Source organism: Paraburkholderia suaedae, from assembly GCF_040812055.1.
GTDB lineage: Bacteria > Pseudomonadota > Gammaproteobacteria > Burkholderiales > Burkholderiaceae > Paraburkholderia.
This window is the reverse complement of sequence record NZ_JBFOAH010000005.1, coordinates 243759-269955: the sequence shown is the minus strand read 5'-3', so window position 1 is coordinate 269955 and position 26197 is coordinate 243759. Positions and strand designations below refer to the sequence as shown.

At 65.0% G+C, this 26197-nt stretch carries 28 protein-coding genes; 11 read left to right on the top strand and 17 right to left on the bottom strand.

Annotated elements, in window-relative coordinates:
* Window positions 1-169 precede the first annotated feature (169 nt).
* Window positions 170-931, top strand: coding sequence for a TetR/AcrR family transcriptional regulator (locus tag ABQJ48_RS10245; RefSeq protein WP_367837776.1), 762 nt, complete (start codon window positions 170-172; stop codon window positions 929-931).
* A 54-nt stretch (window positions 932-985) separates the two neighbouring features.
* On the opposite strand, the gene pcaC is transcribed toward ABQJ48_RS10245, so the two are convergent.
* The 5 genes from pcaC to ABQJ48_RS10220 all read right to left on the bottom strand — a co-directional run bounded on the left by pcaC (window position 986) and on the right by ABQJ48_RS10220 (window position 5217).
* Complete coding sequence (pcaC, locus tag ABQJ48_RS10240) at window positions 986-1378, bottom strand: 4-carboxymuconolactone decarboxylase (protein WP_367837775.1); 393 nt, start codon at window positions 1376-1378, stop codon at window positions 986-988.
* Window positions 1375-2166 carry a 3-oxoadipate enol-lactonase gene (pcaD, locus tag ABQJ48_RS10235; RefSeq protein ID WP_367837773.1) on the bottom strand — a complete coding sequence of 264 codons (792 nt, stop codon included), beginning with the start codon at window positions 2164-2166 and terminating at the stop codon, window positions 1375-1377. The genes pcaC and pcaD overlap by 4 nt, the downstream gene beginning before the upstream one ends.
* Before the next feature lie 5 nt (window positions 2167-2171).
* Window positions 2172-3551, bottom strand: a complete 1380-nt coding sequence (locus ABQJ48_RS10230) for a 3-carboxy-cis,cis-muconate cycloisomerase (protein WP_367837771.1) — start codon at window positions 3549-3551, stop codon at window positions 2172-2174.
* Between the two features lie 286 nt (window positions 3552-3837).
* A complete protein-coding gene (locus tag ABQJ48_RS10225; protein WP_367837770.1) occupies window positions 3838-4497 on the bottom strand; it encodes a 3-oxoacid CoA-transferase subunit B in 660 nt (219 codons plus the stop codon).
* Window positions 4498-4509: 12 nt separating this feature from the next.
* Window positions 4510-5217, bottom strand: coding sequence for a 3-oxoacid CoA-transferase subunit A (locus ABQJ48_RS10220; protein WP_367837768.1), 708 nt, complete (start codon window positions 5215-5217; stop codon window positions 4510-4512).
* A gap of 462 nt (window positions 5218-5679) precedes the next feature.
* Between ABQJ48_RS10220 and ABQJ48_RS10215 the strand changes: the two genes are divergently transcribed.
* From ABQJ48_RS10215 to ABQJ48_RS10205, 3 genes are all read left to right on the top strand, one after another.
* The gene (locus tag ABQJ48_RS10215; protein WP_367837767.1) at window positions 5680-6609 is read left to right on the top strand and encodes a LysR family transcriptional regulator; all 930 of its coding nucleotides are present in this window, start codon (window positions 5680-5682) and stop codon (window positions 6607-6609) included.
* Between the two features lie 178 nt (window positions 6610-6787).
* Window positions 6788-7426 carry a GTP cyclohydrolase I FolE gene (gene folE, locus ABQJ48_RS10210; RefSeq protein ID WP_367837766.1) on the top strand — a complete coding sequence of 213 codons (639 nt, stop codon included), beginning with the start codon at window positions 6788-6790 and terminating at the stop codon, window positions 7424-7426.
* 109 nt (window positions 7427-7535) lie between these two features.
* A complete protein-coding gene (locus tag ABQJ48_RS10205; RefSeq protein ID WP_367837765.1) occupies window positions 7536-8567 on the top strand; it encodes a VTT domain-containing protein in 1032 nt (343 codons plus the stop codon).
* Between the two features lie 227 nt (window positions 8568-8794).
* On the opposite strand, the gene ABQJ48_RS10200 is transcribed toward ABQJ48_RS10205, so the two are convergent.
* A complete protein-coding gene (locus tag ABQJ48_RS10200; RefSeq protein WP_367837763.1) occupies window positions 8795-9667 on the bottom strand; it encodes a CHAD domain-containing protein in 873 nt (290 codons plus the stop codon).
* Between the two features lie 293 nt (window positions 9668-9960).
* Here ABQJ48_RS10200 and ABQJ48_RS10195 point away from each other — a divergent pair, with 293 nt between their 5' ends.
* Window positions 9961-10554 (top strand): short chain dehydrogenase, encoded by a 594-nt coding sequence (locus ABQJ48_RS10195; protein WP_367837762.1) that lies wholly within the window; start codon window positions 9961-9963, stop codon window positions 10552-10554.
* Window positions 10555-10806: 252 nt separating this feature from the next.
* Here ABQJ48_RS10195 and ppk2 read toward each other — a convergent pair whose 3' ends face one another.
* Both ppk2 and ABQJ48_RS10185 read right to left on the bottom strand, forming a co-directional pair.
* Window positions 10807-11733 carry a polyphosphate kinase 2 gene (ppk2, locus tag ABQJ48_RS10190; protein ID WP_367837760.1) on the bottom strand — a complete coding sequence of 309 codons (927 nt, stop codon included), beginning with the start codon at window positions 11731-11733 and terminating at the stop codon, window positions 10807-10809.
* Between the two features lie 289 nt (window positions 11734-12022).
* Complete coding sequence (locus ABQJ48_RS10185; protein ID WP_367837759.1) at window positions 12023-12427, bottom strand: VOC family protein; 405 nt, start codon at window positions 12425-12427, stop codon at window positions 12023-12025.
* Window positions 12428-12556: 129 nt separating this feature from the next.
* Here ABQJ48_RS10185 and ABQJ48_RS10180 point away from each other — a divergent pair, with 129 nt between their 5' ends.
* A complete protein-coding gene (locus ABQJ48_RS10180; RefSeq protein ID WP_367837758.1) occupies window positions 12557-13600 on the top strand; it encodes a S1C family serine protease in 1044 nt (347 codons plus the stop codon).
* 93 nt (window positions 13601-13693) lie between these two features.
* On the opposite strand, the gene ABQJ48_RS10175 is transcribed toward ABQJ48_RS10180, so the two are convergent.
* The 5 genes from ABQJ48_RS10175 to ABQJ48_RS10155 all read right to left on the bottom strand — a co-directional run bounded on the left by ABQJ48_RS10175 (window position 13694) and on the right by ABQJ48_RS10155 (window position 18579).
* The gene (locus ABQJ48_RS10175) at window positions 13694-15097 is read right to left on the bottom strand and encodes an MFS transporter (protein WP_367837757.1); all 1404 of its coding nucleotides are present in this window, start codon (window positions 15095-15097) and stop codon (window positions 13694-13696) included.
* A gap of 163 nt (window positions 15098-15260) precedes the next feature.
* Entirely contained in the window at window positions 15261-16025 is a 765-nt protein-coding gene (locus ABQJ48_RS10170) for a phosphocholine cytidylyltransferase family protein (protein WP_367837756.1), read from the bottom strand.
* Window positions 16026-16051: 26 nt separating this feature from the next.
* Window positions 16052-17071, bottom strand: a complete 1020-nt coding sequence (locus ABQJ48_RS10165) for a lysylphosphatidylglycerol synthase domain-containing protein (RefSeq protein WP_367837755.1) — start codon at window positions 17069-17071, stop codon at window positions 16052-16054.
* Entirely contained in the window at window positions 17068-17856 is a 789-nt protein-coding gene (locus ABQJ48_RS10160; protein WP_473094125.1) for a HalD/BesD family halogenase, read from the bottom strand. Before ABQJ48_RS10160 ends, ABQJ48_RS10165 begins: the two co-directional genes overlap by 4 nt.
* A 30-nt stretch (window positions 17857-17886) precedes the next feature.
* Entirely contained in the window at window positions 17887-18579 is a 693-nt protein-coding gene (locus tag ABQJ48_RS10155) for a CDP-alcohol phosphatidyltransferase family protein (RefSeq protein ID WP_367837753.1), read from the bottom strand.
* A 239-nt stretch (window positions 18580-18818) separates the two neighbouring features.
* Here ABQJ48_RS10155 and ABQJ48_RS10150 point away from each other — a divergent pair, with 239 nt between their 5' ends.
* On the top strand, window positions 18819-19250 hold the full coding sequence (locus ABQJ48_RS10150; RefSeq protein WP_367837886.1) for a hypothetical protein: 432 nt from the start codon (window positions 18819-18821) through the stop codon (window positions 19248-19250).
* A gap of 56 nt (window positions 19251-19306) precedes the next feature.
* Here ABQJ48_RS10150 and ABQJ48_RS10145 read toward each other — a convergent pair whose 3' ends face one another.
* The gene (locus tag ABQJ48_RS10145; RefSeq protein WP_367837752.1) at window positions 19307-19843 is read right to left on the bottom strand and encodes a hypothetical protein; all 537 of its coding nucleotides are present in this window, start codon (window positions 19841-19843) and stop codon (window positions 19307-19309) included.
* Window positions 19844-20237: 394 nt separating this feature from the next.
* On the opposite strand from ABQJ48_RS10145, the gene ABQJ48_RS10140 reads away from it, so the two are divergent.
* Window positions 20238-20588 (top strand): LPS-assembly lipoprotein LptE, encoded by a 351-nt coding sequence (locus ABQJ48_RS10140; protein WP_367837751.1) that lies wholly within the window; start codon window positions 20238-20240, stop codon window positions 20586-20588.
* A 138-nt stretch (window positions 20589-20726) separates the two neighbouring features.
* Window positions 20727-21236: a metal-dependent hydrolase gene (locus tag ABQJ48_RS10135; RefSeq protein ID WP_367837750.1), complete on the top strand. Its 510-nt coding sequence runs from the start codon at window positions 20727-20729 to the stop codon at window positions 21234-21236.
* 70 nt (window positions 21237-21306) lie between these two features.
* On the opposite strand, the gene epsC is transcribed toward ABQJ48_RS10135, so the two are convergent.
* Complete coding sequence (gene epsC, locus ABQJ48_RS10130) at window positions 21307-22233, bottom strand: serine O-acetyltransferase EpsC (protein WP_367837748.1); 927 nt, start codon at window positions 22231-22233, stop codon at window positions 21307-21309.
* 155 nt (window positions 22234-22388) lie between these two features.
* Window positions 22389-22622, bottom strand: a complete 234-nt coding sequence (locus ABQJ48_RS10125) for a hypothetical protein (protein ID WP_367837746.1) — start codon at window positions 22620-22622, stop codon at window positions 22389-22391.
* A gap of 324 nt (window positions 22623-22946) precedes the next feature.
* Between ABQJ48_RS10125 and ABQJ48_RS10120 the strand changes: the two genes are divergently transcribed.
* Window positions 22947-23396, top strand: coding sequence for a DUF3005 domain-containing protein (locus tag ABQJ48_RS10120; protein WP_367837885.1), 450 nt, complete (start codon window positions 22947-22949; stop codon window positions 23394-23396).
* Window positions 23397-23650: 254 nt separating this feature from the next.
* Window positions 23651-24256: a short chain dehydrogenase gene (locus tag ABQJ48_RS10115; RefSeq protein ID WP_367837745.1), complete on the top strand. Its 606-nt coding sequence runs from the start codon at window positions 23651-23653 to the stop codon at window positions 24254-24256.
* A 160-nt stretch (window positions 24257-24416) separates the two neighbouring features.
* On the opposite strand, the gene araD is transcribed toward ABQJ48_RS10115, so the two are convergent.
* On the bottom strand, window positions 24417-26168 hold the full coding sequence (gene araD, locus ABQJ48_RS10110; protein ID WP_367837744.1) for an L-arabinonate dehydratase: 1752 nt from the start codon (window positions 26166-26168) through the stop codon (window positions 24417-24419).
* Between the last annotated feature and the right edge of the window lie 29 nt (window positions 26169-26197).

Genomic DNA, 26197 nt, shown 5'->3' with positions numbered 1-26197 from the left:
CACTGTGCAACGTGTTTCCGGCCGCGGTAGTGAATGGTGCAGCGCGGCATCGGCACGGGCTCAGCCGAAAGCGCACAGTGCGATCACGGCGCGAGCGCGCCTCACCCACGCACGCACCCCTACCGTGCATGCCGTTTTATTGACGCCAACCAAGAGGTCCGAGACCGCCATGAGTCCCACTGCCGTCCGCAAACCAGGCGCCACCGGCATCCGCGCGAAACAGGCGCAGGACACGCGCGCCAAGCTTCTGAAAGCGGCAATCAAGGTGTTTGCCAAACAAGGTTATGCGAGCGGGCGCGTCGAAAGCATTTCGAAGGCCGCCCGTTCGCATGACCGCATGATCTATTACTACTTCGGCAGCAAGGAACAGTTGTTCGTCGAGGTGCTGGAAACGATCTACACGCAGTTCAACGAGGCGGAAAGCAGGCTCGATCTCGATCTGGACGATCCGGTCCACGGCCTGGAGCAAATGGTGGAATTCGTTTGGCAGTACTACCTTGATCACCCGGAGTTCGTCACGCTGCTGTCGAGCGAAAATCTGCACCAGGGCAAGCACGCGAAGAAATCGCAGAAGTTAAAGGAGATTTCGGGCTACGCGATTTCCGTCGTGCAAAAGTTGTTGAACGCGGGGCACGCGCAAAAGGTGTTTCGCGCCGACATCAGGGCGCGCGACGTCTATCTGATGATCGCGTCGCTCGGCTATTTTTATAACGCCAATCAATACACGTTGGGCGCGTTTCTCGGCGAGCCGTTGATGGAGAAGGCAGCGCTCGACCATTGGCGCGAGGTCATCAAAGACACGGTGTTGCGGGCCGTGCGTTTGCAGTTGCCGGAGCGTAGCGCGGCGGGCGCGGGTGTAGCTGCCAGTGCGGTCCCGGCCCCGCTCAAGGACAGCAAAAGCGTAGGCGAGCCCAAACGCGGGGCCGCATAAAAAACGCGCGCCGGTGGCGCGCGTTTCTCTTCGCAAGACGACGAACTGCCCGGGTTATGACTGCGCCGCCGCGTCGTCTTCACGAAATAGCCTGTCGGCGAGGTGAAACGCCGAATTGGCCGCCGGCACACCGCAATAGATCGCCGTTTGCAACAGCACTTCCTTGATCTGCTCGCGCGTCACGCCATTGTTCTTTGCAGCCCGCAAGTGCAACGCGAGTTCTTCGCTCCGGTTCAGCGCAACCATCATCGCGATGGTCAACAGACTGCGCGTATGACGGGGCAAGCCGTCGCGCGTCCAGATTTCGCCCCACGCATAGCGGGTGATCAGGTTCTGAAATTCTTCGGTCAACTCAGTGCGGTTCGCGAGCGACCGGTCGACGTGCGCGCTGCCCAGCACCGCGCGGCGCACTTCGAGTCCGGCCTCGTAGCGGTCTTCGTCGTTCATTTTGTCTCCGTGAGGAAATCGAGCACCGTCTTCGTGAAGGTGTCGGACCTTTCGATGTTGGAAATATGCGAAGCATCGAGCTCGACGTAACGCGCGCCCGGAATCGACTGCGCAAGTTCGCGGCCTTGTGCCGGCGTGGCGGCCAGGTCGTGCGTGCCGCTGATCACCAGCGTCGGCAGCTTGATGCCGGCCGTTTCGGGACGCAGATCGGTGGCGTCGATCGCGTCGCAATTCGATGCGTAACCTTCCTTGTCGGTATGCACGAAGACATCGCGAATCATCGCCAGCACCACCGGCTCGCGGTCGATGTAGTCGGCCGAGAACCAGCGCGGCAGCACCGCGTCGGCCAGCGCGAACATGCCTTCGCTGCGCGCCTTCGCGGCGCGCGGCACCCACACTTCGGGCGACCCGATGCGCGCCGCCGTGTTGCACAGCACCATCCGCTGGAACCGGTTGCCATGACGCGCGGCGAGCGCAACGCCGGTCAGGCCGCCCATCGAGATCCCGCAGAAATTCGCGCGGGCGACCTTCAGCGTATCCATCAGCCCCAGCACGTCGCCGGCCAACTGGTCGATCGTGTACGGACCCTTCGGCGCTTCGGAATGGCCATGACCGCGCGTGTCGTAGCGCAGCACGCGAAAGTGTCTGGACAGCGCCGCGACTTGCGGCGTCCACATGGACAGGTCGGCGCCAAGCGAATTCGACAACACGATCCACGGTGCGTTGCCGTGACGGTCGCCGTCGATTCGATAGTGAAGCTCGGTGCCGTTGACTGCGGCGTAGGGCATGCCGGTTACTCCTTGCAATGGGCGCGCTGGACGCGCGCGGTGTGAAGAGCCAGCGCGGCGTCCACATAAGCGTGCGCCTGGCCGACGTAGTGAGCGGGATCGAGCAGCTGCTTCAGGCGCTCGGGCGGAAGATGGGCGGTGACGGCCGGGTCGGCGGCGAGCACGTCGAAGAGCGTCTGCCGGTCGCGGAGCGCGGCTTTCGACGCACGTTCGACGAGGTGATGCGCGTCGAGCCGGCCGATGCGGTCGCCGAGCGCGAGCATCACCGCTTCGCCGAGAATCAGGCCATGCGTGACGTCGAGATTCGCGGCGAGGCGCGGCACGTTCACGTTCAGCCCGGCGGCGATCTGTTCGATGTTGGCGAGCGCGCCGCCCGCGAGGCGCGCGAGGTCCGGCAGCGCATCCCACTCGGCTTGCCAGCCGCCGAGCGCGCGTTCGTGCTCCTGCACCATGCCGGCGAACACGGTGGCGACCAGCCCCGGCGCGCGCGTCGCGGCGGTCAACACGGCGGCGCAGCCAACCGGGTTGCGCTTGTGCGGCATGGTGGACGAACCGCCCTTGCCAGCTGCGGCGGGCTCGGCCAGTTCGTCGATTTCCGTTTGCATCTGCAGCGAGATGTCGCGCGCGATCTTGCCGAGCGTGCCGATCAGCATGCCGAACAGCGATGCAGTTTCAGCGATACGGTCACGCTGCGTGTGCCACGGCAAGGCGGGCACGGCGAGGCCGAGTTCTTTCGCGAGCGATTGGGTGACTTGCGGCGCGGCTTCGCGCAGGCTCGCGAGGGTGCCCGCCGCGCCGCCGAATTGCAGCACCAGCACGCGGGTACGCAACGCATCGAGCCGCTCGCGATGGCGCAGCAGCGCGTCGAGCCATTGCGCGAATTTCAGGCCGAGCGTGATGGGCAGCGCTTGCTGCAACCACGTGCGGCCGATCATCGGCGTCGCGCGATGGGTGGCCGCGAGTTTCGCGACCGCGTCGCAGGTGGAGTGCAGGCTTGCGTCGAGCAGATCGAACGTGTCGCGCAACTGCAGCACCGTCGCCGTGTCGATGATGTCCTGGCTCGTCGCGCCCCAATGCACGTATTTCGACGCTTCGGCGTCGGCCGCCTTGACACGCGCGGTGAGCTGCTTGACGAGCGGAATCGCGAGATTGCCGCCGAGTGCGGCGTCACGCGCGAGCGCGTCGGCGTCGAGCTGATCGGCGTCGCATGCCGCTTCGATCGCGGGCACGGCGGACTGGGGAATCACCTGATGTGCGGCGCAAGCGCGCGCGAGCGCGGCTTCCACGTCGAGCATCCGTTGCAGGGTGGCGCGCGGCGCCCAGATGTCGTTCATCGGCTGCGTGCCGCAAAGAAGGCCGGTCAGACGGGCGCTGGAGTCGAGCATGATGACGTCGATGTTCGAGAGAATTGAGAGTGACGGTTGCGTTCGGGCACAGCGCGGTGTGTCACGTTGCGATGCCTCTCGTGCATGCGCCGAAGCGTCGCCCGGCGCGGCATGCACAATGGACGGTACCGCACGCGTTGCCAGGTATTGTGCGCCAAACACGGCCGGCCTGTCGCCGGGTCCGCGGGCAGGCGCATATGGGAGTTGCCGCAACCTGCGCGCCTGCTCGACCGCATAAGCGCTGAAAACCACCGGAAATCGCGGCCGAAAACGCCGCGCCGCCGCCTCAGGTCGCGCGGGCCGCTTGCGTGCCGTCGATCAGCGGCACACCGGTCAGCTTCAGCAGCTGATCGAAGTCGATGTCCGAAAAAATCTCGCGCACCACCAGGCCCTGCGCGGTCACGTCGATCATTGCGAGGTCGGTGTAGATGCGGTCGACGCAACCCACGCCCGTCACCGGATACGAGCATTCGGCGGCGATCTTGCTTTCGCCTTGCTTGGTGAGATGCTCCATCATCACGTAGACCTGCTTGGCGCCGATCGCGAGATCCATCGCGCCGCCGACGGCCGGAATCGCGTCCGGCGCGCCGGTGTGCCAGTTCGCCAGATCGCCCTTGGCCGACACCTGGAACGCGCCGAGCACGCAGAAGTCCAGATGGCCGCCGCGCATCATCGCGAACGAATCCGCGTGGTGGAAGTAGGCGCCGCCCGTGAGCAGCGTGACGTGCTGCTTGCCGGCGTTGATCAGTTCGTCGTCTTCCTCGCCTTTGGCCGGTGCCGGGCCCATGCCGAGCAGTCCGTTCTCGCTGTGCAGGAAGATCTCCTTGTCGGCGCCGAGGTGGTTGGCCACCAGCGTCGGCACGCCGATGCCGAGGTTCACGTAAGCGCCTTCGGGAATATCCAGCGCAACGCGCCTGGCCATTTCATCGCGGGTCAGTTTTTTCATGTCGGTCTCCGTTCAGGCAGCAGCGTCGTGGGGATTGGGCGTCGGGGCATGTGCCGCTTGCGGCACTTCGATCACGCGCTGCACGAAAATGCCGGGGGTTACGATGTTTTCCGGATCGAGCGCGCCGAGCGGCACCACTTGCGACACCTGGACGATCGCGGTTTTCGCCGCGCTTGCCATGATCGGGCCGAAATTGCGGGCCGTCTTCCGATAGACCAGGTTGCCCCAGCGGTCGCCTTTGTACGCCTTGATGAGCGCGAAGTCGGCATGGAGCGGCGACTCCAGCACGTAATGCTTGCCGTCGATCAGACGGGTTTCCTTGCCCTCGGCGAGCCGCGTGCCGTAGCCGGTGGGCGTGAAAAAACCGCCGATGCCGGCGCCCGCCGCGCGGATGCGTTCGGCGAGGTTGCCTTGCGGCACGAGTTCGAGTTCGATTTCTCCCGCGCGATAGAGCGCGTCGAACACATAGGAATCGGTCTGGCGCGGGAACGAACAGATGATCTTGCGCACGCGCTTCGCTTTCAGCAGCGCCGCGAGGCCGATGTCGCCGTTGCCAGCGTTGTTGTTGACGATGGTGAGTTCGCGCGCACCCTGCTCGATGAGCGCGTCGATCAGCTCGGACGGCATGCCGGCCGTGCCGAAGCCGCCGATCATCACGGTCGCGCCGTCGTGGACATCGGCGACCGCCGATTGAAGTGACTCGAAAATCTTGTTGATCATGTCGAATTTCCTTGTGGGGCGCTGCGTGCCGTGGAGCCGACCGCCGCGCGGCCAGCAGCGCCGCCGGGTACGGTCTGCTGGCCAATGCAGGCGGCGGCTCGCGCAGGACGGATGCGAGCTGGCGCCTTCGGTAAGTTCACCGCCGGTTTGTTCTTTACACGAACAGTGATTCGATTAGCGAACGTTTCGGCGATTATGGTTGGGGTTCGGGCAGCTTGTCAAGGCAGGGAAATCCCCTTAATCATAGGTTCTCCCCGCCGGAACGGCGGGCGGCCAGCAGGCGAGCGCGCCTTGAGCCTGAGCAGCGTCGACGCCCGCCGGACCGCGTGCGCCAGGGCGCAAGCCCCTTGACGGAAGAAAAACTCCACTATCGGCGGAAGCGATTTCTCGACTACCCTTTATGTCAATGGCGAATAGCCTTTACACTCGCTGGCTTCGCAGGGTCGCAGGCAAACCAAGAGCATGTCCGAGACACAACTGGATCTGAATCTGATCCCCTATCTGGTCGCGATGGAAGACGCGCGCAACGTCAGCCGCGCCGCGGAACAGCTCGGCGTGAGCCAGCCGCGCGTGAGCACCGCGTTGGGCCGCTTGCGCGAATACTTCAACGATCCGCTGTTCGTGCGCACGTCCAAAGGCATGGAGCCCACGCCGCGCGCGCTGGCCATCCTGCCGGCCGCGCGCGACGCGCTTCTGCGCATCGAGAAAGGCATGCTCGACGTGCAGGACTTCGACCCGGCCACCAGCAGCCATACCTTCTCGATCGCGCTGTCCGATGTCGGCGAAATCGTGTTCCTGCCACGGCTTCTGCAGCTGTTCGCCGAACGCGCGCCGTGCGCGAATCTGCGCTCCGTGACGCTGTCGCCTTCGCAGGTGGAACGCGGCCTCGAATCGGGCGACGTCGACCTCGCGGTCGGCTATTTCCCCGACCTCGGCGGCAACAACTTCTTCCAGCAGCGGCTCTTCACGCACCGTTTCATCTGCCTGATGCGCACGGGGCATCCTCTGTCGCACGCGCCGCTCACGCTCGCGCAGTTCGTGGCGGCCGGTCACGCCGTGGTGCGCGCCGAGGGCCGCAGCCAGGAAGTGCTCGAACAGTACCTGGAAAAGAAACGCATCAAGCGCCGGGCGGTGCTCGAAACGCCGCACTTCATGAGTTTGCCGTTCATCCTCGCGCGCAGCGATCTGCTTGCGACGGTGCCGCATGCGATCGGCTTCGCGTATGTGTCGGAACATGCGTCGATCACGCTGGTCGAGCCGCCGCTGCCGCTGCCGCGCTTCGATCTGCGCCAGCACTGGCATCGCAAGTTCCACAACGATCCACGCCTGGGCTGGCTGCGCGGCGTGGTCGCCGAACTGTTCAACGACGCGATGGACGAGTGGCCGAAGTAAAGCGATCGACAGGGTTCCGCAAACGGCCTGGAGCGGTCCCCAGCACGCCCCGGCGGCGGCGCCCCGATTCGCAAAGGGGACATCGGCACGATTGAACGCAAAACATGGAACAATGGCCGCACTCATTGAACCCGCGCGCTCCATACAGGCTCGACGCGCGATCCCGGAGGAGCGACGCATGACCAGCAGCAAAGAAAACGAAACGAAACCCGCGGCGGCCGTGCAACGTCCGAGCCGCGACGAAGCTGAAGCCGCCGTTCGCGTGCTGTTGCGCTGGGCCGGCGACGATCCGCGGCGCGAAGGTCTGCTCGACACGCCGGCGCGCGTGGTACGCGCGTACGAAGAGTTCTTCGCCGGCTATCAGGTCGACCCGCGCGAGATTCTCGCGCGCACCTTCTCCGAAGTGGACGGCTACGACGAGATGATCGTGCTGAAAGACATCCGCTTCGAAAGCTATTGCGAACATCACATGGTGCCGATCATCGGGCGCGCACACGTTGCATATCTGCCGGGTCATCGGGTGGTCGGAATCTCGAAGCTCGCGCGCCTCGTCGATGCATTCGCCAAGCGGCTGCAGATCCAGGAAAAGATGACGGTGCAGATCGCCGACACGTTGAACGAAGTGCTGCAACCGGCGGGCGTCGGCGTGATACTCGAAGCCGCGCATCAGTGCATGTCGACGCGCGGTGTGCACAAGGCCGGCGTGACAATGGTCACCTCGCGCATGCTCGGCAGCTTCCGCACCGATCCGTCGACGCGCAGGGAGTTTCTGTCGATCGTCGGCAACGCGGGGGCGGTGTCGGTCCCGAACACCTGAGCGCAACCGAAGTCGAGCGACGGGGAAGCTCCGCGGTGGCCAATGCAGGTCCTGCGCGCGGCGCGCGCATCGAACCCCCGGTGCAACCGCATTGACAGGAGCGGCGCAATTGGTAGAACTTCCGTCTTCGGCGGTTTCGACGTGGGGCGGCATTGCAGTGTTTGTCAACGTCGTGTTGACGCGTCTGGGCGTGCCGATTCCCGCGGTTCCCATGCTGCTGTTCGCGGGCTCGGCAATCGCCGCCGGCACGCTCTCCTTCTGGCCGATCTTTGGCGCGGCGGTGCTCGGCGCGGTGATCGGCGACGGCACCTGGTTTGCCGCCGGCCGCCTCTACGGCCCGCGGCTCCTCGCGGCGCTCGGTCGTCTGTCGCCCGCTGTCGATTCGAAAGTGGAGACCGCCCGCTCGCTGTTCGAGCGCTTTGGCGTGCCGCTCGTGTCGGTGTCGAAGTTCGTCCCCGGGCTTGGGCTGATCACGCCGCCGCTGATGGGCGCCAGCGCCGTCGACACCCGCATTTACGCCTTCTGGGACCTGATGAGCGCGATTGCATGGGCGACGTTCTGGCTGCTCGGCGGCGCGGCGGCAGAACGGGAGCTGCACCTGCTGCTCGCGTTCGTCGGATCGCGCGGCGGCACGGTCGTCGATATTCTGCTCGGCACAGGGCTGGTTTATCTGCTGTACCGTCTTCAACTGCGACGCCGGAACCAACGCTCGTACGGGAACGCGACGGCGCGAGGCGCGGCTGGTGCGAGGCGCCGCGTGGCGCCGTCGAAAGTGCTCGACGCGCGTCCCGCTGGAGCGGCGCTCAACGCGCCGCCCCAGATCCCAGGCGCGCTGGCGCTCGATCCTCACTCTCCCGAGCAGTTGGACAACGCGCTGCGCACCTATGACAGCGTGATCTACTGCATCTGCCCGGACAGCGTGACCGCCAGCGAAGTCGAGCAGCGCATGCGCAGCATCGGCTACACGCGGATTCGCGCGCTGCGCGGCGGGCTCGACGCGTGGCAGCGGCGCGGCTTTCCGGTCGAGCTGCTCGCGTCGGCGGGCGAACCGGGCGGCGCATGCCTGGCGCGCTCAGCCGGCGACGCGCGTGACGCGATCACGCTGCGCGGATTCGCGCCGCGCAGCAGTCCGGGCACGTGAAGCGGGCGCGGCGCACACATGGGTCGTTGTCGCGCCGCGCTCGCTGGTGGATGGCCGATGCTCGGGTTCACTGTTGGGTCGGTCAGTCCGGCGCAATCGAGTGCGGCTTGCAGTGCGCCGACCGATACGGCTGCGCCCGGTCGGCCTCGTCGCCGTCGCTTCCCGCTAGCCGTCGTCAAGCGCGCCGGCATTGCCGATGACGGTGGCTGTCGCCGCCACTCGCATCGTCATTTGCTGAGCAGCGCAGCCGCCTTGCGCACGCGGCGTTTGCGCTCCCTGTCGAGCCAGGCCAATGCCGCGCCGGGGTCGAGACCGGTCAACAACCCGCTCTGGTCGCGCACCAGCGCTTCGCTTGCAACGACGTCGTTCAGCGCACCGAAGCGCTTCTGGATTCGCTTGAGCCGCTTTATCGTGGGCTTGTGGCCGCCCTTCAAAACGGGCTCGAAAAAATCGAGCAGATAGCGCACTTTCTTGGCGGCTTTCCTGACCTCGTGAAGGGCCGGGTAGTCGGAGCGCTTCGCGCGGTTCGCGCGCTTCATACGTTTCTTCAACGAATGCTGCGCCGCGTCCACGCGCGTCGCCGCGAATTTGCGCAGCGGCACGCGCTCATGGGCGGTATTCAATTCTTTGGACGCGCCGGCCAGCGCGTCGCGCAGCAGATGCTTTACGTCGGCATTCGCGAGCGTTTCGCGACTGGTCCGCAGTGCGTCGTCGCGCACCTCGGAGAGCCTCGGCGTCATGGCTTGCGCGCCGCTGCCCTCCGTGCTCAGCAGTTCGATTACGATGTCCCAGTCGCGCGTCTTGCCAGCCGCCGACGCCAAGTACTTGAAGAGCGCCCGCTGACGCCTGTTTTCGGCCTCCTCGAGCAACGGGTGGAACGCCCACCATAACGAGCGCAACCGCCGCAGCGACACGCGCAGCTGGTGCAGCGCTTCCGGCGACGTGTCGTCGCGCACCGCGTGCGCGAGTTCGATCGCGTGATCGACGAGCGGCGCCGCATACGACGTGAACGCCGCTTGAGCCGACTGGGCCTGACTGCCGGCGCCGGCTGGCTCGCTGGCGGCGGACTGCTTGTCCGGCTTGCCGCTGTCCCGTTTCATCGATGCTCCCGGAAGCCGATGTCCTTTAAGGGTAGCAAAAATAGTTCTCCATGCAAAAGCCGGCGTGTTTCCCGGCGTGGACGCATCGAAAACCAGCGCAATGCGTGCTTCTCGACGGTGCGCGAAGTGCGACGTGCGCGCGTGCTATTAGCGTGGCGCCACGCGGTCACATGGCGTGGCGCGTGCCGAGCGACTATCTTTGAAGCTGGGGTCCGGCGCGCGGCACCGAGGCGCGAGCCCGCGCGTCATATCCGTCGGACTGTCAACGCACATGGCTTATGGCAGGAGGATGTATGAGAGTACTTATCGTCGGTGCGACGGGGCTGATCGGCGGCGAGATCGTCAAGCTGCTCTCGCCCGAACACGACATCGTCACCGCGAGCCGCAAGGGCTCGGACCTGCACGTCGACCTGTCCGACAAAAGGAGCATCGAGTCGATGTATCAGCAGGCGGGCACGTTCGACGCCATCGTCTGCGCGGCAGGCTCGGCGAAGTTCGCACCGTTGACCGCGCTCTCCGACGACGACTTCGCGTTCAGTCTCGCCAACAAGCTGATGGGCCAGGTCAACCTCGTGCGTTGCGGCGTGCCGCACGTGTCGCAAGGCGGCTCGTTCACGTTGACGAGCGGCGTGCTCTCGCAGCAGCCCATGGAAGGCAGCGCAGCGGTGAGCGTCGTGAACGCGGGCGTGGAAGCATTCGTTCGTTGCGCCGCGCTCGAATTGCGCGGCAAGGCCCGCGTCAACGCGGTCAGCCCGGGCTGGGTTGCCGAAACGCTGGAGTCGATGGGCCGTGATCCGTCGCAAGGCGTGCCTGCCGCGATGGTCGCGCAAGCGTATAAGCGCAGCCTCGGCGGCAGCGCCAGCGGCGAAGTAATCGGCGCTTCGTGAGGGCCTGGCCGCCGCCGTTCATTCGCGCTGTTGATTCGCGCCGTTCGTTCGTATACCTGATTATCTCTATGAAACGTGTGCCCGAGTTGGTATATGCAGCCCCCAAGGAAAGGCGCCACCGTTCTGAATTTGCTGCCTGCTGAACAGCGTTCTAACGACACGCTGCCAAGGGCGGCCGGTTTCGCAACCCGTCTTGCCTTCGCCACGGAAAAGCGCGGCCTGGCCGCGCTTTTCCGTGGCACCGCGCACCGCTCAATACACCTCGGGCACGATCATCGAGCTGGGCACCGGCTGGCGGCTGTACTCGTCGTGATAGACGCGCGCGGGCAATTCGACCTGTGGATGCTCGATCTCGTGATACGGCACCTGGCTTAGCAGATGATGAATGCAGTTCAGACGCGCGCGTTTCTTGTCGACGGCCTGCACGACCCACCACGGCGCTTCCGGAATATGGGAGCGCTGCAGCATCACTTCCTTGGCCTGCGTATAAGCTTCCCAGCGGCGCCGGCTTTCCAGATCCATCGGGCTGAGTTTCCACTGCTTCAGCGGATCGTGAATGCGGTTCTGAAAGCGGATCTCCTGCTCTTCGTCGGTAATCGAAAACCAGTATTTGAGAATCTGCACACCGCTGCGCACCAGCATCTTTTCGAATTCCGGCACCGAGCGGAAAAACTCTTCGTACTCTTCGTCGCTGCAAAAATTCATGACGCGCTCGACGCCCGCGCGGTTGTACCAGCTACGATCGAACAGCACCATTTCGCCGCCGGCGGGCAGGTGCGACACATAGCGCTGGAAATACCATTGCGTGCGCTCGCGATTATTCGGCGCCGGCAGCGCCGCCACCCGGCACACGCGCGGATTGAGCCGCTGCGTGATGCGCTTGATCGCGCCGCCCTTGCCCGCGGCATCGCGCCCTTCGAAGATGACCACGAGGCGATGGCCGGTCTGCACGATCCAGTCCTGCAGCTTGACGAGTTCGCCCTGCAAGCGGAACAGCTCGCGGAAATACAGCTTGCGCGCCTGGCGATGCTCGGGCGTGAAGCCCTCCGGGCCGTCGATGATGCGGTCGTCGACCTCCATTTCGAGTTCCTCGTCGTAGGCATCGATGAGGTCTTCCTCGAAACGGCGCTGCCGCTCTGCCAGCCATTCGGCATCGGGTCTCGGATCCTGCTCTTTCATTGCAGCTCTCCAGGCAACGGAAATGATTGGGCGCGCCGCGCTCCGCGCGACGCGAACGCGTCCGATTATCGGCGCGGCCGGTGTCAGCCGTGTTACTCAGCCCTATACTCAGCCGTGTACCGCCGCGCTTGTCCGGGCGGCGTGCGGCCGGCTCGCGGCCGACGGACGCGCCTGTCGCGAGCGAGCGCCGGCCGCTGCCGCAAGTGTCGGTCAGCACGCATTGCCGACCTTCATGATAGCCAGTTTTGCACGAAGGTCCGGCGCGATGGCCACGGTCTAACTCACGAGCCTAGCGCAGCGGCCGCGCGAAACTGAGTTCGTGGCCGTCCGGATCGGTGATGTGAAAATAGCGCTCGCCCCACGGCGCGTCGGACGGTTCGAGCGAGGGCTCGAGGCCGGCAGCCAGCGCTTTGCGGTAGAACGCGTCCACATCGGATACGTAGAAAATCGCGCGGCCCCACCAGTTGACCGGCGCACGCGTATCGGCAATCAGGTTCAGGTACGAACCGCCGAACGCGAACGAGGTAAACGCCTCGCGCGGGCCGCCGAACTTGATCGGAAAGCCGAGCGCTTCGTAGAACGACACGGAGCGCGCCATGTCGTGCGTGGCGAGCGTGATCGCACTGATCGATTCGACGTGCGGCTCAGTCGAGGCCGATGTGGTAGCGGAGTATGACGGCGTGGCGGCGGGCATTAGGTGTCTCCTTGGGGCGTGAGCGAACCCAGTGTCTCATAGCCGGCCGCAATGAACCTGCCGTTCGCCCGCCCTTGAAAACCCCCGCCGCGCCCTGCATCTGCGGGTTCGCCAATCCGGAGCATCGCCATGGGAAGCCGTCCACGCTTCATCGATGACCTGTCGCGCGCCGCATCCGACGCCCCCGGGCCGCACTCACTCAATCCTTTATCCGACGACGCGCTGCTCGACGCGTATTCCCGCACCGTGATCGGCGCGCTGGAACGCGTGCAGCAGGCGGTCGCCTTCATTGCCGTCGAACGCCGCCTGCCCGGCGAGCCGTCTGGCCGCGGCGGCGGCACGCGTGGCGGCACCGGCTCAGGCTTTCTGTTCACGCCCGACGGCTACCTGCTGACCAACAGCCACGTCGTGCACGGTGCCACGCACATTCGCGTGACACTCGCCGACGGCTCGAAGTTCGACGCCGACCTGGTCGGCGACGACCCCAGCAGCGATCTGGCCGTGCTGCGCATCGGCTCGCCGGAGCCGTTGCCGCACGTCGAGCTGGGCGAATCGTCGAAGCTGCGCGTCGGGCAAATCGCGATCGCCGTCGGCAATCCGCTAGGCCTCGCGCAAACCGTCACGACGGGCGTGGTGTCGGCGCTCGGCCGCTCGCTGCGCTCGAACTCCGGCCGCATGATCTACGACGTGATCCAGACCGACGCCGCGCTCAATCCCGGCAACTCCGGCGGGCCGCTGATCAATTCGGCGGGCCAGGTGATCGGCGTGAATACCGCGATCATTCCCGGCGCGCAGGCCATCTGCTTCGCCACCGCCATCGACACGGCCAAATGGGTCATCATGCAAATCTTCGCGCATGGCCGCGTGCGGCGCGCCTATATCGGCGTGGCCGGTATCACGACGCCGATCTCGCGTCGCGTCCAGCGTTATTTCGGTCTGAGTTCGGAGAGCGGCGTTCACGTGATGGAGATCGTCAAAGGCAGCCCGGCAGCGCTCGGCGGTCTGCGCACCGACGACACCATTGTCGCAATCGACGCGCAAGAGGTGCACGACGTGGATAGCCTGCAACGCACGCTCGACGTGTCGCGTATCGACAAGCCGGTCAACGTGACGGTGCTGCGCGGCGCGCAACGGCTCGAACTGACGCTGACGCCAGTCGAGCAGGCGGGCTGAGCGAGGCAACGCTTGGCGCGCTTGCAGCACGGTCGATCAAGTCGCGAGATTCGGAACCTGCGTGCCGCCTCTTCTTCACTATCTCCGCCCACGTCACGCACGCCCGCGATGGCCGCGCGCGATTTCATCGCCTGCGCCTGGCGGCAAGCGCGCGGTGACCGGAATCGACAGCAACGAGAACAGACCGACCACGAGGAACGCGGGCCAGAAGTCGGAGAAGACGATGCTCGAATGGCCCTGCACGTTGTGCGAAATCTGCAGCACGATGCCTGCGATCGTCACGCCGAGTCCCAGCGAAAGCTGCTGGATCACGCTCGCGACACTCGTTGCACGGCCGACATCGCTGCTGGGAATATCCGCATAGGCCAGCGTGTTCAAAGACGTGAACTGCAACGACGGGAAAAAGCCGCCGAACAGCACGACGCACCAGATCAACCAGTGCGGCGTGCCCGGAAAGAACAAACCGTACACCGCGATTGCCAGTCCCGCGCAAACCGCGTTGAACATCAGCACGGTGCGAAAGCCCAGGCGTCCGAGAATGCGCGAGGCCACCGCCTTCATGAAGATCGACCCGAACGCGGACGCGCAAGTAATCGACCCGGCGCGAAATGCCGTCATGCCCACGCCTTCCTGCAACGCGAGCGGCAATAGAAACGGCACTGCGCCAAGGCCGATGCGAAACAGCGAGCCGCCCAGCACGCTCGCATGAAAACTCGGAATGCGCAGCAGCCGCAGATCGAGCACCGGCAATTCGACGCGGCTCGCGTAGAGCGCGTAGAGCGCCAGCAACACGACACCGGTTGCGCACATGATGATCGACACGAGGTTCGATACGAGTTCCCCACCCACCAGCGAAAGCCCCAGCATGAACAGCGACGCCCCGCTCGCGGACAGCACGAAGCCGATCCAGTCGAGCCGACCGGGGTGCGCTTCGCGCACATTGGCGATGTGCTTGTTGGCGAGCCAGATGCCCAGCAGACCGATCGGAATATTGATGACGAAGATCAGACGCCAGTGCAGATACGTCGTGATGAAGCCGCCGAGCGGAGGTCCGACCACCGGCCCCAGCAAGGCCGGCACGGTCAGATAGTTGACCGCGCGGATGAACTCGGACTTCGGCACCGAACGGAAAATGATGATGCGGCCCACCGGCACCATCATCGCGCCGCCGATGCCTTGTACGAAACGCGCAAGCACGAAGGTGTCGAGCGACGTGGATGCCGCGCACATCAGCGAGCCGGCCATGAACACGCCGATGGCCGTGCGGAACACCGTGCGCGAACCGAAGCGGTCGGCCACCCAGCCGCAGATGGGGATGAACACGCCGAGGCCGATCACATACGCCGTGACCGCGAGCTTGAGGGTGATGGGGTCCTGGCCGAGATCGCGAGCCAGAACAGGCAGCGACGTCACGATCACCGTGCCGTCCACGTTTTCCATGAACATCGCGCAGGCGACGATCAGTGGGACGATGAATGCGCCTAAAGCGAGAGGCATTGCGGGACGTGCGGCTGCTAGGCCGTCGATGTAAAGCGACGATTATGGCATTGGAGCCGCAACAAATGTTGTTGCTTTTGGCTGCGGACGTACATGCGACAAAGGGGAATCGGCGTGCAGCCGGTTCGCCTTTGTCATTCAACGGGATGCTTCGGACAGCCGCTCAGCGCGAAGCGCTGACGAGTGGTTGCAATTGCGGCAGGATTTCGGTGTTCGCGCGAGCGACGTCGTTCGGAAAGTCGATTTCGATCCACGGCGCGCCTGTCACGTCCGCGGTGTCGAACACCTGGCTGCGCTCCAGCAGCAGATCGCGGACGGCTTCTTCGTGCGGCATGTTGGCCCGCCCGCTTTCGACATAACCCGCGACGATCTGCGTAAAGCGTCGCGCGGTTTGCTCGCGCAGGCGGAAGAACCCGACCGACTCGCCAATCGTGTCGTACTCCAGATTGACCGCGAGCTGCTTGCGCAATTCGACCGGTACGCCGTCTTTCAGACACAGCTTGACGGGCTCGTCGCCAGCTTCGAAATCGCGGTCGATCAACAGCCGGTTGACTGTTTCGCCCGCCACCAGCGCGCTCAGAATGCGCTCGTCATAGAGCACGTCGGCGTCCATCAGCAGCACGTCGCCGCCACGCGTGAGCGCCTCGGCCACCGTATGCACGGTGAGCACGCTGCCCAGATCGAAACGCGGGTTCAACACGGTCTCGACCTCGTGCGGCCAGTCAATGCGCTGCAGCTCCGCGAGCACCGAGTCCGGCTGAAAGCCGAGCGCGAGCACGACATCGGTCACGCCGGCGGTTTCGAGCATCTGCAGATGCCGTTCGAGCAGGCTCATGCCGTCGAATTGCAACAGACACTTCGGGAACTGCGCTTGCGGAGGTTGCTGAAGACGCAGGCCGAGGCCCGCCGCGAGGATGATGGCACGCATGCGCGGTCCTTTGCAAACTACCCAGATCAATCGGCAACGGGCACGCGCGCGGTAGCGCGCCGCCGTTGCCAGCTTCTTTCGCTGATATGCAAAACCAGCAGCCCTGGCAGCCCTAGCAGGACTTCGCGCGCGCGCTTGGCGAGCGACAACGCCAGCGCCGCATCCGGCGGCAGACCGACCAGCGGTGCGAGCAGCAGATAGCCGCCCTCCTGCACGCCGAGCGAGCCCGGAATCATGAAGGCTGCGCCGCGAATGGCCTGCCCGATGCTCTCGAGCAGCAGCGCGTCGATCCAATCCACCGGATGGCCGAGAAAGCGCAACGCGAGCCACACTTCCACCGTGCCGACCACCCAGCCGACCAGGCTCAATGCGAAACTCGCCGCGACCCGGCCGCGCTCGCGGTAGAGCGCGTTCACGGCGGCGTCGACCGCGTCCGCGCGCGTCATCAGCGTGGACCAGTCGCGCTTGCCGAATACTTTCGATACCGCACCGAGCAGCCGGCCGAACAGGCCGCGCCGCTGCGCATAGTAAAAGCACACGATCATCGCGCCTGGCACACCGGTGGCGAGGAGCGTCGCGGTCCGCAGATCGTGCAGCGCGCCGTGCGCGGCATACCCGCCGAACAGCAGCAGACCGCCCAGTGCGAAGACGATTTGCGCGAGCGCCTGCGCGGTCGTGCTGACGGTGATGACCGATGCGGCGTGGCGCATGCGCATGCCGCGTTGGAACAGTTGACGCACCATCGCCACCGGGCCGCCGATCTGCCCCGCCGGCAACAGGCTATTCACCGATTCGCCGATCCAGCGCGCGAACAGCGCGTCGCGCAACGACGGCTCGCGATCCGCGCCGTCGCGGCCGCGGTGGAACAACACGGAGATCGCGCCGGCGTCGAGCACGAGGGGCACCAGGTGAAACGCCGCGACGAGCGCGAGTCCCCAACCCGCTGCGAGCAGCGTCGCCGCGACCGAGCCGAACCCCTGCCACGCGAGCAGGCCGACGAACAGCGCCGTGCCGATCGACAGCAAAAGCAGGGCCGTGCGAGTCATGACCGGTCCCTGCCGCGCGACGCCATTTGACGGAACACCTGGCGAAAACCGAAGTACGCAATCGCGTCCTTCATGTTGGAGACGAAACGGCGCCACGGGCGCATGTTGGGGTCGGTGACGTACTCGAACGTGAGCGACACGCGCATCTCGTTCGGGCCGGCCGGCGTGATGCGATGGCGCAGCTTGTCGCCGTCGAAAAACACGAGGCCACCCGGCGGAATCTGCACCGAGCCCGGCTGATCCGGCACATCCGGGTTGCGGGTATGCAACTCGTAGTCGAGCCTGCACGAGGATTCATCGATCACGCCGAGCAGCAGCGTGTAGCGGCGGCCGTCGTAATACGAAGTATCGTAGTGCCAGCCGATGTGGTCACCCGGCCGCGTGTAGTAGTACAGCGCGTACGCGTGCGGGTCGTCGGCGGGCGAGACCTGCAGTTTGTCGCCGCTCAACTGCTCGAGCCAGCCGATCAGTTCCTTCGAGCGATACAGCTCGGCGATGAACGGCGCGAGTCGGTCGATCGTATGACGGCTCACGCTGCCACCCTGCTTGTGACCAGGCAGATAGTTGCGGTTCACTTCGCCAAGCAGCGAACGCGCGCTGTGAACCAGCTGCGCGGTGACCTCGGGTGCGAGGAAATCTTCCAGATAGAGGAACGCCCCCTGCGCGGCGAAGTCCTTGCGCAGGCGCAGGGTGTCGAACGTGCGCGTGCGGGTCGCAACCGCGTGGTCGGCATTCGGCGCGGCGGGCGCCGAAACGCGCCAGGGTTGAGCCGGCGCGCCTGCCATCACGTCGTTGTGGACCGGCGTATTCATTCGCTAGCCCATCTGGCGGGTTTTCGAAGCGCCCGCTGCGTTGCCCGCCGGACGAGCGGCGCGGCGCATCACGCGCCAGCAGTCGAACACGACCCAGACGGCGTACAGCGGCGCACCGGTCGAGGCGACGACTACGAACGGGAACACGACGTTCGCGAGCGTGACGATCGGCAGCAGATACAGCACGTCTTCCGTTTCGAAGCCTCCGACCGATGCCTGCTTCGTGCCCGCCTTGCCGGCCATCTCCTCGATGCGCATGCGCAGGAAGAAAATCAACGCGACGGCCACGCCAGCCACCGCGCCGAGCATGCCCGGCTCGAGCTTCACTCCGCGGATCTGCGCAGCGCCCGCGCCGACACCCATGCCCACGAACAACATCACGGTCACCACTGCGTCGCATGCCAGGTCGTAAAAATGACCGATCCGGCTCGACTTGCCGCCGATGCGCGCAAGTTCGCCGTCAGTGTGGTCGACGAAATTCGACAACACGATTAGCAGCGCGCCCGCATTGGCCCATGCGAACTCGCCGTGTGCAAGGCACAATGCGCCCGCCAGCCCGATCAGCAAGCGCAGGGTGGTCAGGTGATTGGGCGTGACCCATGTGTCGACCAGCGGCGTCACGAGCCGCCGGGCGAGCCGGGCGTCCCATGTGCGGGGCGCCGGGACACTGATCGGAGAAGGGAGTTGCGAAGTCATAACCCGGAAATATATACGGGATAGAAGAAGATTGCTTTCCTCCCATACGTTTCTTTCAAGGCTTTGAAGTTACCGGCGCGTTGGCCGTGCAGCAGGTTTCGCCGAATCGCGATACAGTGCGAACCCAGTTGCGCCTGTCAGAGGGAATCGCCCGGGTGCGCAACGGCCTGTGGGTCCCGGCATCACACCGCGACCTGTTGCAAAACCACGACGTCGAACGCAGCTCGCCGCTCTCGCCTATGAAACACCTGAGTTCTACTGTACTACTCCTTCTGGCAACCGCGCTGCCCGGCGGCGCCTTTGCGGCATCGGTGGACAGCGCCCTCGACTGCAATGAGAGCGCCCATCAGTTCATAGCCGAGCTCGCGCAGCAGCAGTTGATCGTTCCGAAGCCGATGCGCGTCGAACAGAATTCGATCAATGCGTTCTCGCCGGCCTCGGGCGCCGATGTGACTGCGTTCGGTTTCCGCGTGTTCGCGGTCGTCGGCTACGAAAAGGACGACCCGATGTTCCGCGTCGGCGACGGCGAACCGCTCGCACGCTCGGCCTATGGGGTCGTCGTGCTGGGCAGCGAATCCGGGGTCCAGCGCGCGCTTGCCGGCACCGGCAGCACTGCGATCGTGCACCGCGTGGCACCGCTCATTACGGCGATCTTCTGCAAGCGCAGTTGAGGCGGCGCTGAAGCGGCGTCACGGCTCACTGCAAGCGCCGGGACACCGCACGACCACTAGCCTGGACGGCGAAATCCGTTTTCCACCCATGCCGTAGCGCTCGCCTTCGTCAGCTTGAAAGAGGGGGTGACCTGCACCTGCGCAAGCTGTTCACCGAAGGCGTCCAGCGCGCTCAGCAGCGCATACGGCTCTATTTCGTCGGGGACAATGTCCAGCGTGACGTCGAGTTCGTCATTACCGTCCGCGCTCGCCACGCGTACCTGCTTGTGCATTTGCGCGCGCAGTTGCTGCTCGTGACGGCGCAGCACTTCCGACGCAGTCTTCACCAGCGTGTTGAACGCCGACGTGTCGAGCGGCTTCGGATCCTTCTTGTTGCGGCCCATCGTCCACGGTCCGACGAGCGCCGGTTCCGCTTCGCCGTCCTTGATCATTTCGACGGCCCAGCCTTCGTCGTCTTCATTCTTGATGACGCGCGCGGTCCAGCCATCGTCGCACCATAAACGCGCTTCGTGAACGCTCTCGCCCGGCTGGGACGAGCCTTCCAGGATGAAATCGGCAGCAGGGTCGGACGATGGAAGGGGTGTATCGGTCATTGCAGGTTCACTCACGTTCGCGGGGCGGGAAGACAGATCTGAATCCCGCAATTCTACCCGCCCAAGGCATCCCATCTGCGCGCGTAGGACGAACGGACAAGTCGTTTTGAGCCGATCACCCTACGCGATTCTCTATATCGTCAGTCGTCCATGCAGTGATTGCGGCGCAAATTGACCGACCCCGTCTGCCAGCGGGCACGCGCCCCGTGCCGTCACATCGCGGGCCCCTTTTATGGATGACGACGCTTGCGCGCGCTGAGTATACTGACGCCCGTTGCCGCTCTTGTCGGCCGCGTTGCGGCGCCCGAACGGCAGCTTGATCGCGAAGCATGACGTAGCGCTTCGCCCGCGCCCCAAGTTCCCGTCCACGACCGGGGACGTCGACGATCGGACCATGAAAAAACTTCTCCTGCCCACTTGCGCTGTCGCTGTCATTGCCTCTCTCGCCGCTTGCGGTTCGAGCGGCCCCGCCCGCGACGCGTCCCTGCCGATCGTGTATGTGTCGTCGCAACGCGCGCCCGCCGCGATCGCCGATTGCCTTCATAGCCGTTTGCCGCGTGTGCGCACGTCGCACGTCGGCAGCGCGACGCAACTCGCGGTCGGCTCGGATTCGAACAACTCGTACGTCGTCACGCTCACGCCGCATAACGCGGGCTCGGTCATCAAGGTAATGCGTCCCGCGAACGCACCTGAGGATCCGCCGGAAGCCGAAATGCGCTTCGACATCGCACGCTGCGCGACCTGATAGCGCGCTGCGCCTCGCCATGCCCAAGGCGGCCGCTGCGCAAATCTTTATCGCGTGCAGCGGCTATTTTTTTATCTGCGCATCTGCCAACATAGCCGCCCTTTGTCTTTGCAGCGACGCTGCGCGGCGGGACTTTCGATGGCATCCAGCAAGGCACATCATGCGACCGGTTTCGCAGCAGGCGCGATTGCTGCGGCGCTCGTCGCGCGCATCGGCGGCGGTTCGTTTCCCGGCATGTTGCTGAGTTTCGTCGCGGGCGTCGCGGGCAGCACGGCGCCCGACTGGCTCGAAGTGGCGTGGTGGTCGCGCGCGCGGCGTTTGTGGATCACGCATCGCACTTTGACGCATTGGGGCGTGGGGTGGCTCGCGCTGCTCGCGCTCTCGTACCACTGGCTCGGGCATTCCATCTATGCAGCGCCCGCGTTCGGCTTCGCGTGCGGCGGGTTGATGCACCTGCTCGCCGATTGGCCGAACCCGCTCGGCGTGCCGTGGATTGCCGGACGGCACTCGCTGAATCTATGGAACAGCGGGCACTGCGATCTGATCGTGGTGGCGGCTGCGTGGGCGGCGGCCTGGTTTATCGGCGCGCATGTGTGGTGGCATGGCGCGCATCAGTTCGCGCTGTTGCGGCATTGGCGTGCGGGGTGAAGGTCGTCGGCTTGCAGCTGGCGTGCGACGCGACGTTACGCACGCAAGGCAGGCGACTCAGCGCGGCCCGTCAGCGCCGCCCGTCATCGTTGCGCTCCACTTCACGCACCTTGCCTTGCGACACGCTGCTGCCCGGCGGCACGCTATGGGTGAGCCACACGTTGCCGCCGATCACCGAGCCGCGTCCGATCGTCACCCGCCCAAGTATCGTCGCGCCCGCATAAATGACCACGTCGTCCTCGACGATCGGATGCCGCGCGTTGCCCTTGATCAACGCACCGTCGCCGTCGGCCGCGAAGCTCTTTGCGCCGAGCGTCACCGCCTGATACAGGCGCACGTGCTCGCCGATGATCGCGGTCTCGCCGATCACGACGCCCGTGCCATGGTCGATGAAGAAGCTCGGCCCGATGGTCGCGCCAGGATGGATGTCGATGCCGGTTGCCGAGTGCGCGATCTCGTTGATGAAACGCGCCAGCAACGGCACGCCGAGGCGGTGCAATGCGTGCGCGAGCCGGTGATGGGTCATCGCCCACACACCCGGATAGCACAGCAGGATTTCGGTGATGTGCTGCGCGGCGGGGTCGCCGGTGAAGGCCGCCTGAATGTCGCTGACCAGTAGCGCGCGAATCGCCGGCAGTTGCGTGCCGAACTTGCGCGCGACGTCGAACGCGCGCGCTCCCAGTTCGGCATCGGGAGTGGTCGCGAACTCGGGCAGAAAGCGCAACGCGCGGCGGACCTGTTCGGCGAGCAGCCGCAACGTGCTTTCGAGTGTATGGCCGACGTAATAGTCGACGGTTTCGTCGGTCAGATCCGGCGCGCCGTAATGCGTGGGAAACAACGCGGCGCGCAGACCGTTGACGATGCCGATCACGGCTTCGCGCGACGGCAACTCGCGAATGCCGAGCGGATGCCGGGTGCGGTGCAATTGTTCGCGCGAGGCGCGCAAATCCGCGACGATCTGTTCGAGACCCCAGTTCGGGGAAGGCACGTTAGGCATAGAAGGACAGCGCCGAGCGGCGAGCACGGGGGGAAGTGAATATGCCGAGAGAGTACCGCGTTTTGGCACCCCTCGCGCGGGAGCCCGGCCGGCCGGTGGGCGCACGCCGACAGACCTGCGTCCGGCAATTGATGGACGCGGGTCGCGTGTCCTGTTCAGATGGTCACACTGCTTGCGTCGATCCAGCGCACTGCCCAGTCGCGCGCATGGGCGATGGCGGTGGCCTCGTCGGGGAAGCGCAACTCGGCGGGGAAGAAACGGTTGGCGACCAGTTCGCCGTCGCTCGAGCGGGAGATGACCACATAAGGCTGCCAGGTGCCATCGACCGCGCGCGCCGGCGCGCAATTCAACAAATAGCCGCGATGTGTGAATGCAGCATCGAAGTGCATGTGTCACCCGCCCTGACAGCCCCGTAGAATGTTTTGAGTCGCGCGACCGTTGTTGGGTGGTTTGCGACCACGAACGGATAGGTTCACCCGTGTCGTCAATTAACCGCGCTTCGCTCGTCGGAGTAAGATCATACTCTGTAGAAAATACGCGTCCATTAAAAAAAACCAAAAGAATCCCGAACGCAATCGCCTGGCGAAATGTTCGTTACATGCGTCAGATGGCGGGCATTATGCTATTGCAAGGCAACCCGCGCGAGCAAGTCGAGCCGGGCGGAACGCATTGTGCTGCCCTTCAACCATGTCCCTCTTCAAGGAGAATGCATGATGAACAGCGATACCGACAAGCCAGCAGCCGTGGCGCCCGCGGGCAAGCGCGGCCCCGCCACGATGGAGCTGCACAACGACCGCACGCACGACAGCACCGTCGACACCGACGGCAAGAACCTCGAAGCCGCACGCATTGCGGGCCTGAGCCCGATCGCGGCGGACGAGATCACCACTAGCAACGCCACGCTAGACAACAGCGTGCCCGAGGGGCTCGACGGAATGGCCGGCTTCGATAGCCGGATCGGCGGCAATCATCTATTGCTGGCGCTCGAGCCGGGCTACGCCGTCATCGACAAAGGCATGGTCGAACCGCAAGGCGCCTATTCCGCCGACCATCAGTTCGACGACCCGCGCCCGATCGGCAGCCGCAGGGATCGCGGGCGCATTCATTATGCGCTGAATCATTTGCGGCCCACACGGGTCATCGAATTACAGCGTGTGAAATAACGGTGCGGGAGGCAGGTTCTGTTTGTGTTTGTCGCTGGATTTTAAACTCCCGGTTTATTCCTATTAACCGAGGAATATCAACGTGTGCCGCGCTTAAATAATGGGTGCGCGCCTTGCTTTATTTTCCGCACTGCACAGCGGGTTGCGAATGCCTGCGGTGGCGGCGAGTTTTTTTGCGGCGAACAACACTGCGGAACCGGTTGCACGCAGTTCGCACCGAGGCTGCATTTCCATCGCACTCAACGGAGCATCGGATGAAAAAAATCGTCGTGATCGGCGCCACCGGCACGCTGGGCCAGGCAGTCAGCGCGCAATTGCGAGCCCGCCATGAAGTAATCGAGGTGGGCGCGACGCGCGGGCAGTATCGCGCCGACATCACTGACCCCGCGAGCGTCGAGCGGCTCTTTGCGGAGATCGGCAAAGTGGACGGCATCGTCACCGCGACCGGCAAAGTGCACTTCGGACCGCTGCCGGAGATGAGCGTCGAACAGTTCTGGCTGGGTCTGCGCGACAAGCTGATGGGCCAGATCAACGTGGTGCTGCTCGCACAGCAATACATGAACGACGGGGGCTCGTTCACGCTGACGAGCGGCATCATCGGCGACGAGCCGATTCGCCTGGGCGCGAGCGCGACGGCGGTCAACATGGCGCTCGAAGGTTTCGTGCGCGGCGCGGCGATCGAATTGCCGCGCGGCATTCGCATCAACGTAGTGAGTCCGACGGTGCTGACCGAAGCGATGGACGCTTATGCGCCCTACTTCCGCGGCTTCGAGCCGGTGACTGCGCAACGCGCTGCGCTCGCTTATGTGCGCAGCGTGGAAGGCGCGCAGACGGGGCGGGTGTATCGCGTCGGCTATTGACGACGGCCCGATGGAAGAGCGCGCAGAACGACCCGTCAGCCTGCCATGCGCGCTCGCCGTATCACGCGTCCCGGTTTCGAGGTAGGGCGCCCCCGTGGCGCGGGCTTTGCGTCGCAAAGAGCTTCCATGAACCCGTTGCGTCTCGCGCGGTGAAGCTCGCTCAGTGAATCTCCGGCTCGCGCGGCGCGTCGGAATCGGGGGCGGCTTGCGCCCCGCCGCGCTGCAGAAAGTCGAAGTCGCAGCCTTGATCGGCCTGCAACACATGCGCCTGATACATCGCGCCGTAGCCGCGCGCGAATCGCGGCGCCGGCCTGACCCACGCGGCCTTGCGGCGCGCGAGTTCTTCATCCGACACCAGCAGGTCGAGCCTGCGGCGCGGCACATTTAGTTCGATCATGTCGCCGCTGCGCACCAGCGCGAACGGTCCGCCGACAAAGGATTCCGGCGCGACGTGCAATACGCATGCGCCATAGCTCGTGCCGCTCATTCGTGCATCGGAGATGCGTACCATATCGCGCACACCTTTTTGCAGCAGCTTGCGCGGTATGGGCAATTGCCCCCACTCGGGCATGCCCGGCGCGCCTACCGGGCCCGCATGCTGAAGCACGATCACGCAGGTTTCGTCGATGTCGAGTGCTGCGTCGTCGATCCGCTCGGCCATGTCGTCGTAGTCCCGGAACACGACCGCGCGGCCGGTATGCACGAGCAGATGCGGTTCGGCCGCGCCGGGTTTGATCACCGCGCCGCCGGGCGCGATATTGCCGCGCAACACCGCGAGACCGCTGTCCGGCACCAGCGGTTTGTCGACGCGGCGAATCACTTCGTCGTTGAAGATCTGCGCGCCTTCGAGGTTCTCGCCGAGCGTGCGGCCGTTGACGGTTTTCTGGGAACGGTCGATCAGCTCACCCAGTTCGGCCAGCAGCGCACGCAAACCGCCCGCATAGAAAAAGTCCTCCATCAGATACGCGCCGGTCGGCCGAACGTTCGCCAATACCGGCGTGCGGCGCGCGATGTCGTCGTAGCGATCGAGCGTCAAGCCGATGCCTGCACGGCGCGCGAGCGCGATCATGTGCACGATCGCGTTGGTCGAGCCGGACAGCGCGAGGCACGTGGTCACGGCATTGTCGACCGAGCCGGCGGTCAGCAGGTCCGACGGCTTGAGGTCTTCCCACACCATGTCGACGATGCGCATGCCGGTCTTGACCGCCATCCGCGCATGGCGGGAATCCGCGGCGGGAATGGATGCGAAACCGGGCAGCGTCAAGCCGAGCGCTTCGGCCGCGCTCGTCATGGTCGACGCGGTGCCCATCGTCATGCAGTGCCCCGGCGAGCGCGCAATGCCGCCCTCGATACCCTGCCAGTCCTCCTGCACGATCGTTCCGGCGCGCAGCTCGGCCCAGTACTTCCACGCGTCCGTGCCGGAGCCGAGCGTCACGCCGTTCCAGTTGCCGCGCAGCATCGGACCGGCGGGCAGGAAGATCGCCGGCAGGTCCATCGAGATCGCGCCCATCAGCAGCGCGGGCGTGGTCTTGTCGCAGCCGCCCATCAATACGGCGCCGTCGACGGGATAGGAGCGCAGCGTTTCCTCGGCTTCCATGGCGAGGAAATTGCGGTACAGCATCGTCGTGGGCTTCTGGAACGGCTCGGACAGGGTCTGCACCGGCAGTTCGACCGGAAAGCCGCCGGCTTGCCAGATGCCGCGCTTCACCTCTTCGACGCGCTGCTTGAAGTGGGTGTGGCACGGGTTGATCTCGCTCCACGTGTTGAGAATCGCGATCACTGGCTTGCCCGCATATTCCTCGCGCTCGTAGCCCATCTGCGCGCTGCGCGAGCGATGACCGAACGAGCGCAAATCGTTCACGCCGTACCAGCGGTGGCTGCGCAAGTCCTCTGGGCTCTTTCTCTTCGTCAAGGTCGGCTCCGCCAATGTCGTGGCGCGTG

Coding starts and splice junctions, on each gene's coding strand:
- ABQJ48_RS10220 (WP_367837768.1), bottom strand. CDS start 5,217: ATGATCAACAAGATTTTCGAGTCACTTCAATCGGCGGTCGCCGATGTC.
- ABQJ48_RS10180 (WP_367837758.1), top strand. CDS start 12,557: ATGGGAAGCCGTCCACGCTTCATCGATGACCTGTCGCGCGCCGCATCC.
- ABQJ48_RS10170 (WP_367837756.1), bottom strand. CDS start 16,025: ATGCGTGCCATCATCCTCGCGGCGGGCCTCGGCCTGCGTCTTCAGCAA.
- ABQJ48_RS10150 (WP_367837886.1), top strand. CDS start 18,819: ATGAAACACCTGAGTTCTACTGTACTACTCCTTCTGGCAACCGCGCTG.
- ABQJ48_RS10230 (WP_367837771.1), bottom strand. CDS start 3,551: ATGCTCGACTCCAGCGCCCGTCTGACCGGCCTTCTTTGCGGCACGCAG.
- ABQJ48_RS10215 (WP_367837767.1), top strand. CDS start 5,680: ATGTCCGAGACACAACTGGATCTGAATCTGATCCCCTATCTGGTCGCG.
- epsC (WP_367837748.1), bottom strand. CDS start 22,233: ATGCCTAACGTGCCTTCCCCGAACTGGGGTCTCGAACAGATCGTCGCG.
- ABQJ48_RS10115 (WP_367837745.1), top strand. CDS start 23,651: ATGAAAAAAATCGTCGTGATCGGCGCCACCGGCACGCTGGGCCAGGCA.
- ABQJ48_RS10155 (WP_367837753.1), bottom strand. CDS start 18,579: ATGACTTCGCAACTCCCTTCTCCGATCAGTGTCCCGGCGCCCCGCACA.
- ABQJ48_RS10145 (WP_367837752.1), bottom strand. CDS start 19,843: ATGACCGATACACCCCTTCCATCGTCCGACCCTGCTGCCGATTTCATC.
- ABQJ48_RS10140 (WP_367837751.1), top strand. CDS start 20,238: ATGAAAAAACTTCTCCTGCCCACTTGCGCTGTCGCTGTCATTGCCTCT.
- ABQJ48_RS10120 (WP_367837885.1), top strand. CDS start 22,947: ATGAACAGCGATACCGACAAGCCAGCAGCCGTGGCGCCCGCGGGCAAG.
- ABQJ48_RS10165 (WP_367837755.1), bottom strand. CDS start 17,071: ATGACTCGCACGGCCCTGCTTTTGCTGTCGATCGGCACGGCGCTGTTC.
- pcaD (WP_367837773.1), bottom strand. CDS start 2,166: ATGCCCTACGCCGCAGTCAACGGCACCGAGCTTCACTATCGAATCGAC.
- ABQJ48_RS10245 (WP_367837776.1), top strand. CDS start 170: ATGAGTCCCACTGCCGTCCGCAAACCAGGCGCCACCGGCATCCGCGCG.
- folE (WP_367837766.1), top strand. CDS start 6,788: ATGACCAGCAGCAAAGAAAACGAAACGAAACCCGCGGCGGCCGTGCAA.
- pcaC (WP_367837775.1), bottom strand. CDS start 1,378: ATGAACGACGAAGACCGCTACGAGGCCGGACTCGAAGTGCGCCGCGCG.
- ABQJ48_RS10135 (WP_367837750.1), top strand. CDS start 20,727: ATGGCATCCAGCAAGGCACATCATGCGACCGGTTTCGCAGCAGGCGCG.
- ABQJ48_RS10185 (WP_367837759.1), bottom strand. CDS start 12,427: ATGCCCGCCGCCACGCCGTCATACTCCGCTACCACATCGGCCTCGACT.
- ABQJ48_RS10160 (WP_473094125.1), bottom strand. CDS start 17,856: ATGGCAGGCGCGCCGGCTCAACCCTGGCGCGTTTCGGCGCCCGCCGCG.
- ABQJ48_RS10175 (WP_367837757.1), bottom strand. CDS start 15,097: ATGCCTCTCGCTTTAGGCGCATTCATCGTCCCACTGATCGTCGCCTGC.
- ABQJ48_RS10125 (WP_367837746.1), bottom strand. CDS start 22,622: ATGCACTTCGATGCTGCATTCACACATCGCGGCTATTTGTTGAATTGC.
- ABQJ48_RS10195 (WP_367837762.1), top strand. CDS start 9,961: ATGAGAGTACTTATCGTCGGTGCGACGGGGCTGATCGGCGGCGAGATC.
- ABQJ48_RS10200 (WP_367837763.1), bottom strand. CDS start 9,667: ATGAAACGGGACAGCGGCAAGCCGGACAAGCAGTCCGCCGCCAGCGAG.
- ABQJ48_RS10225 (WP_367837770.1), bottom strand. CDS start 4,497: ATGAAAAAACTGACCCGCGATGAAATGGCCAGGCGCGTTGCGCTGGAT.
- ppk2 (WP_367837760.1), bottom strand. CDS start 11,733: ATGAAAGAGCAGGATCCGAGACCCGATGCCGAATGGCTGGCAGAGCGG.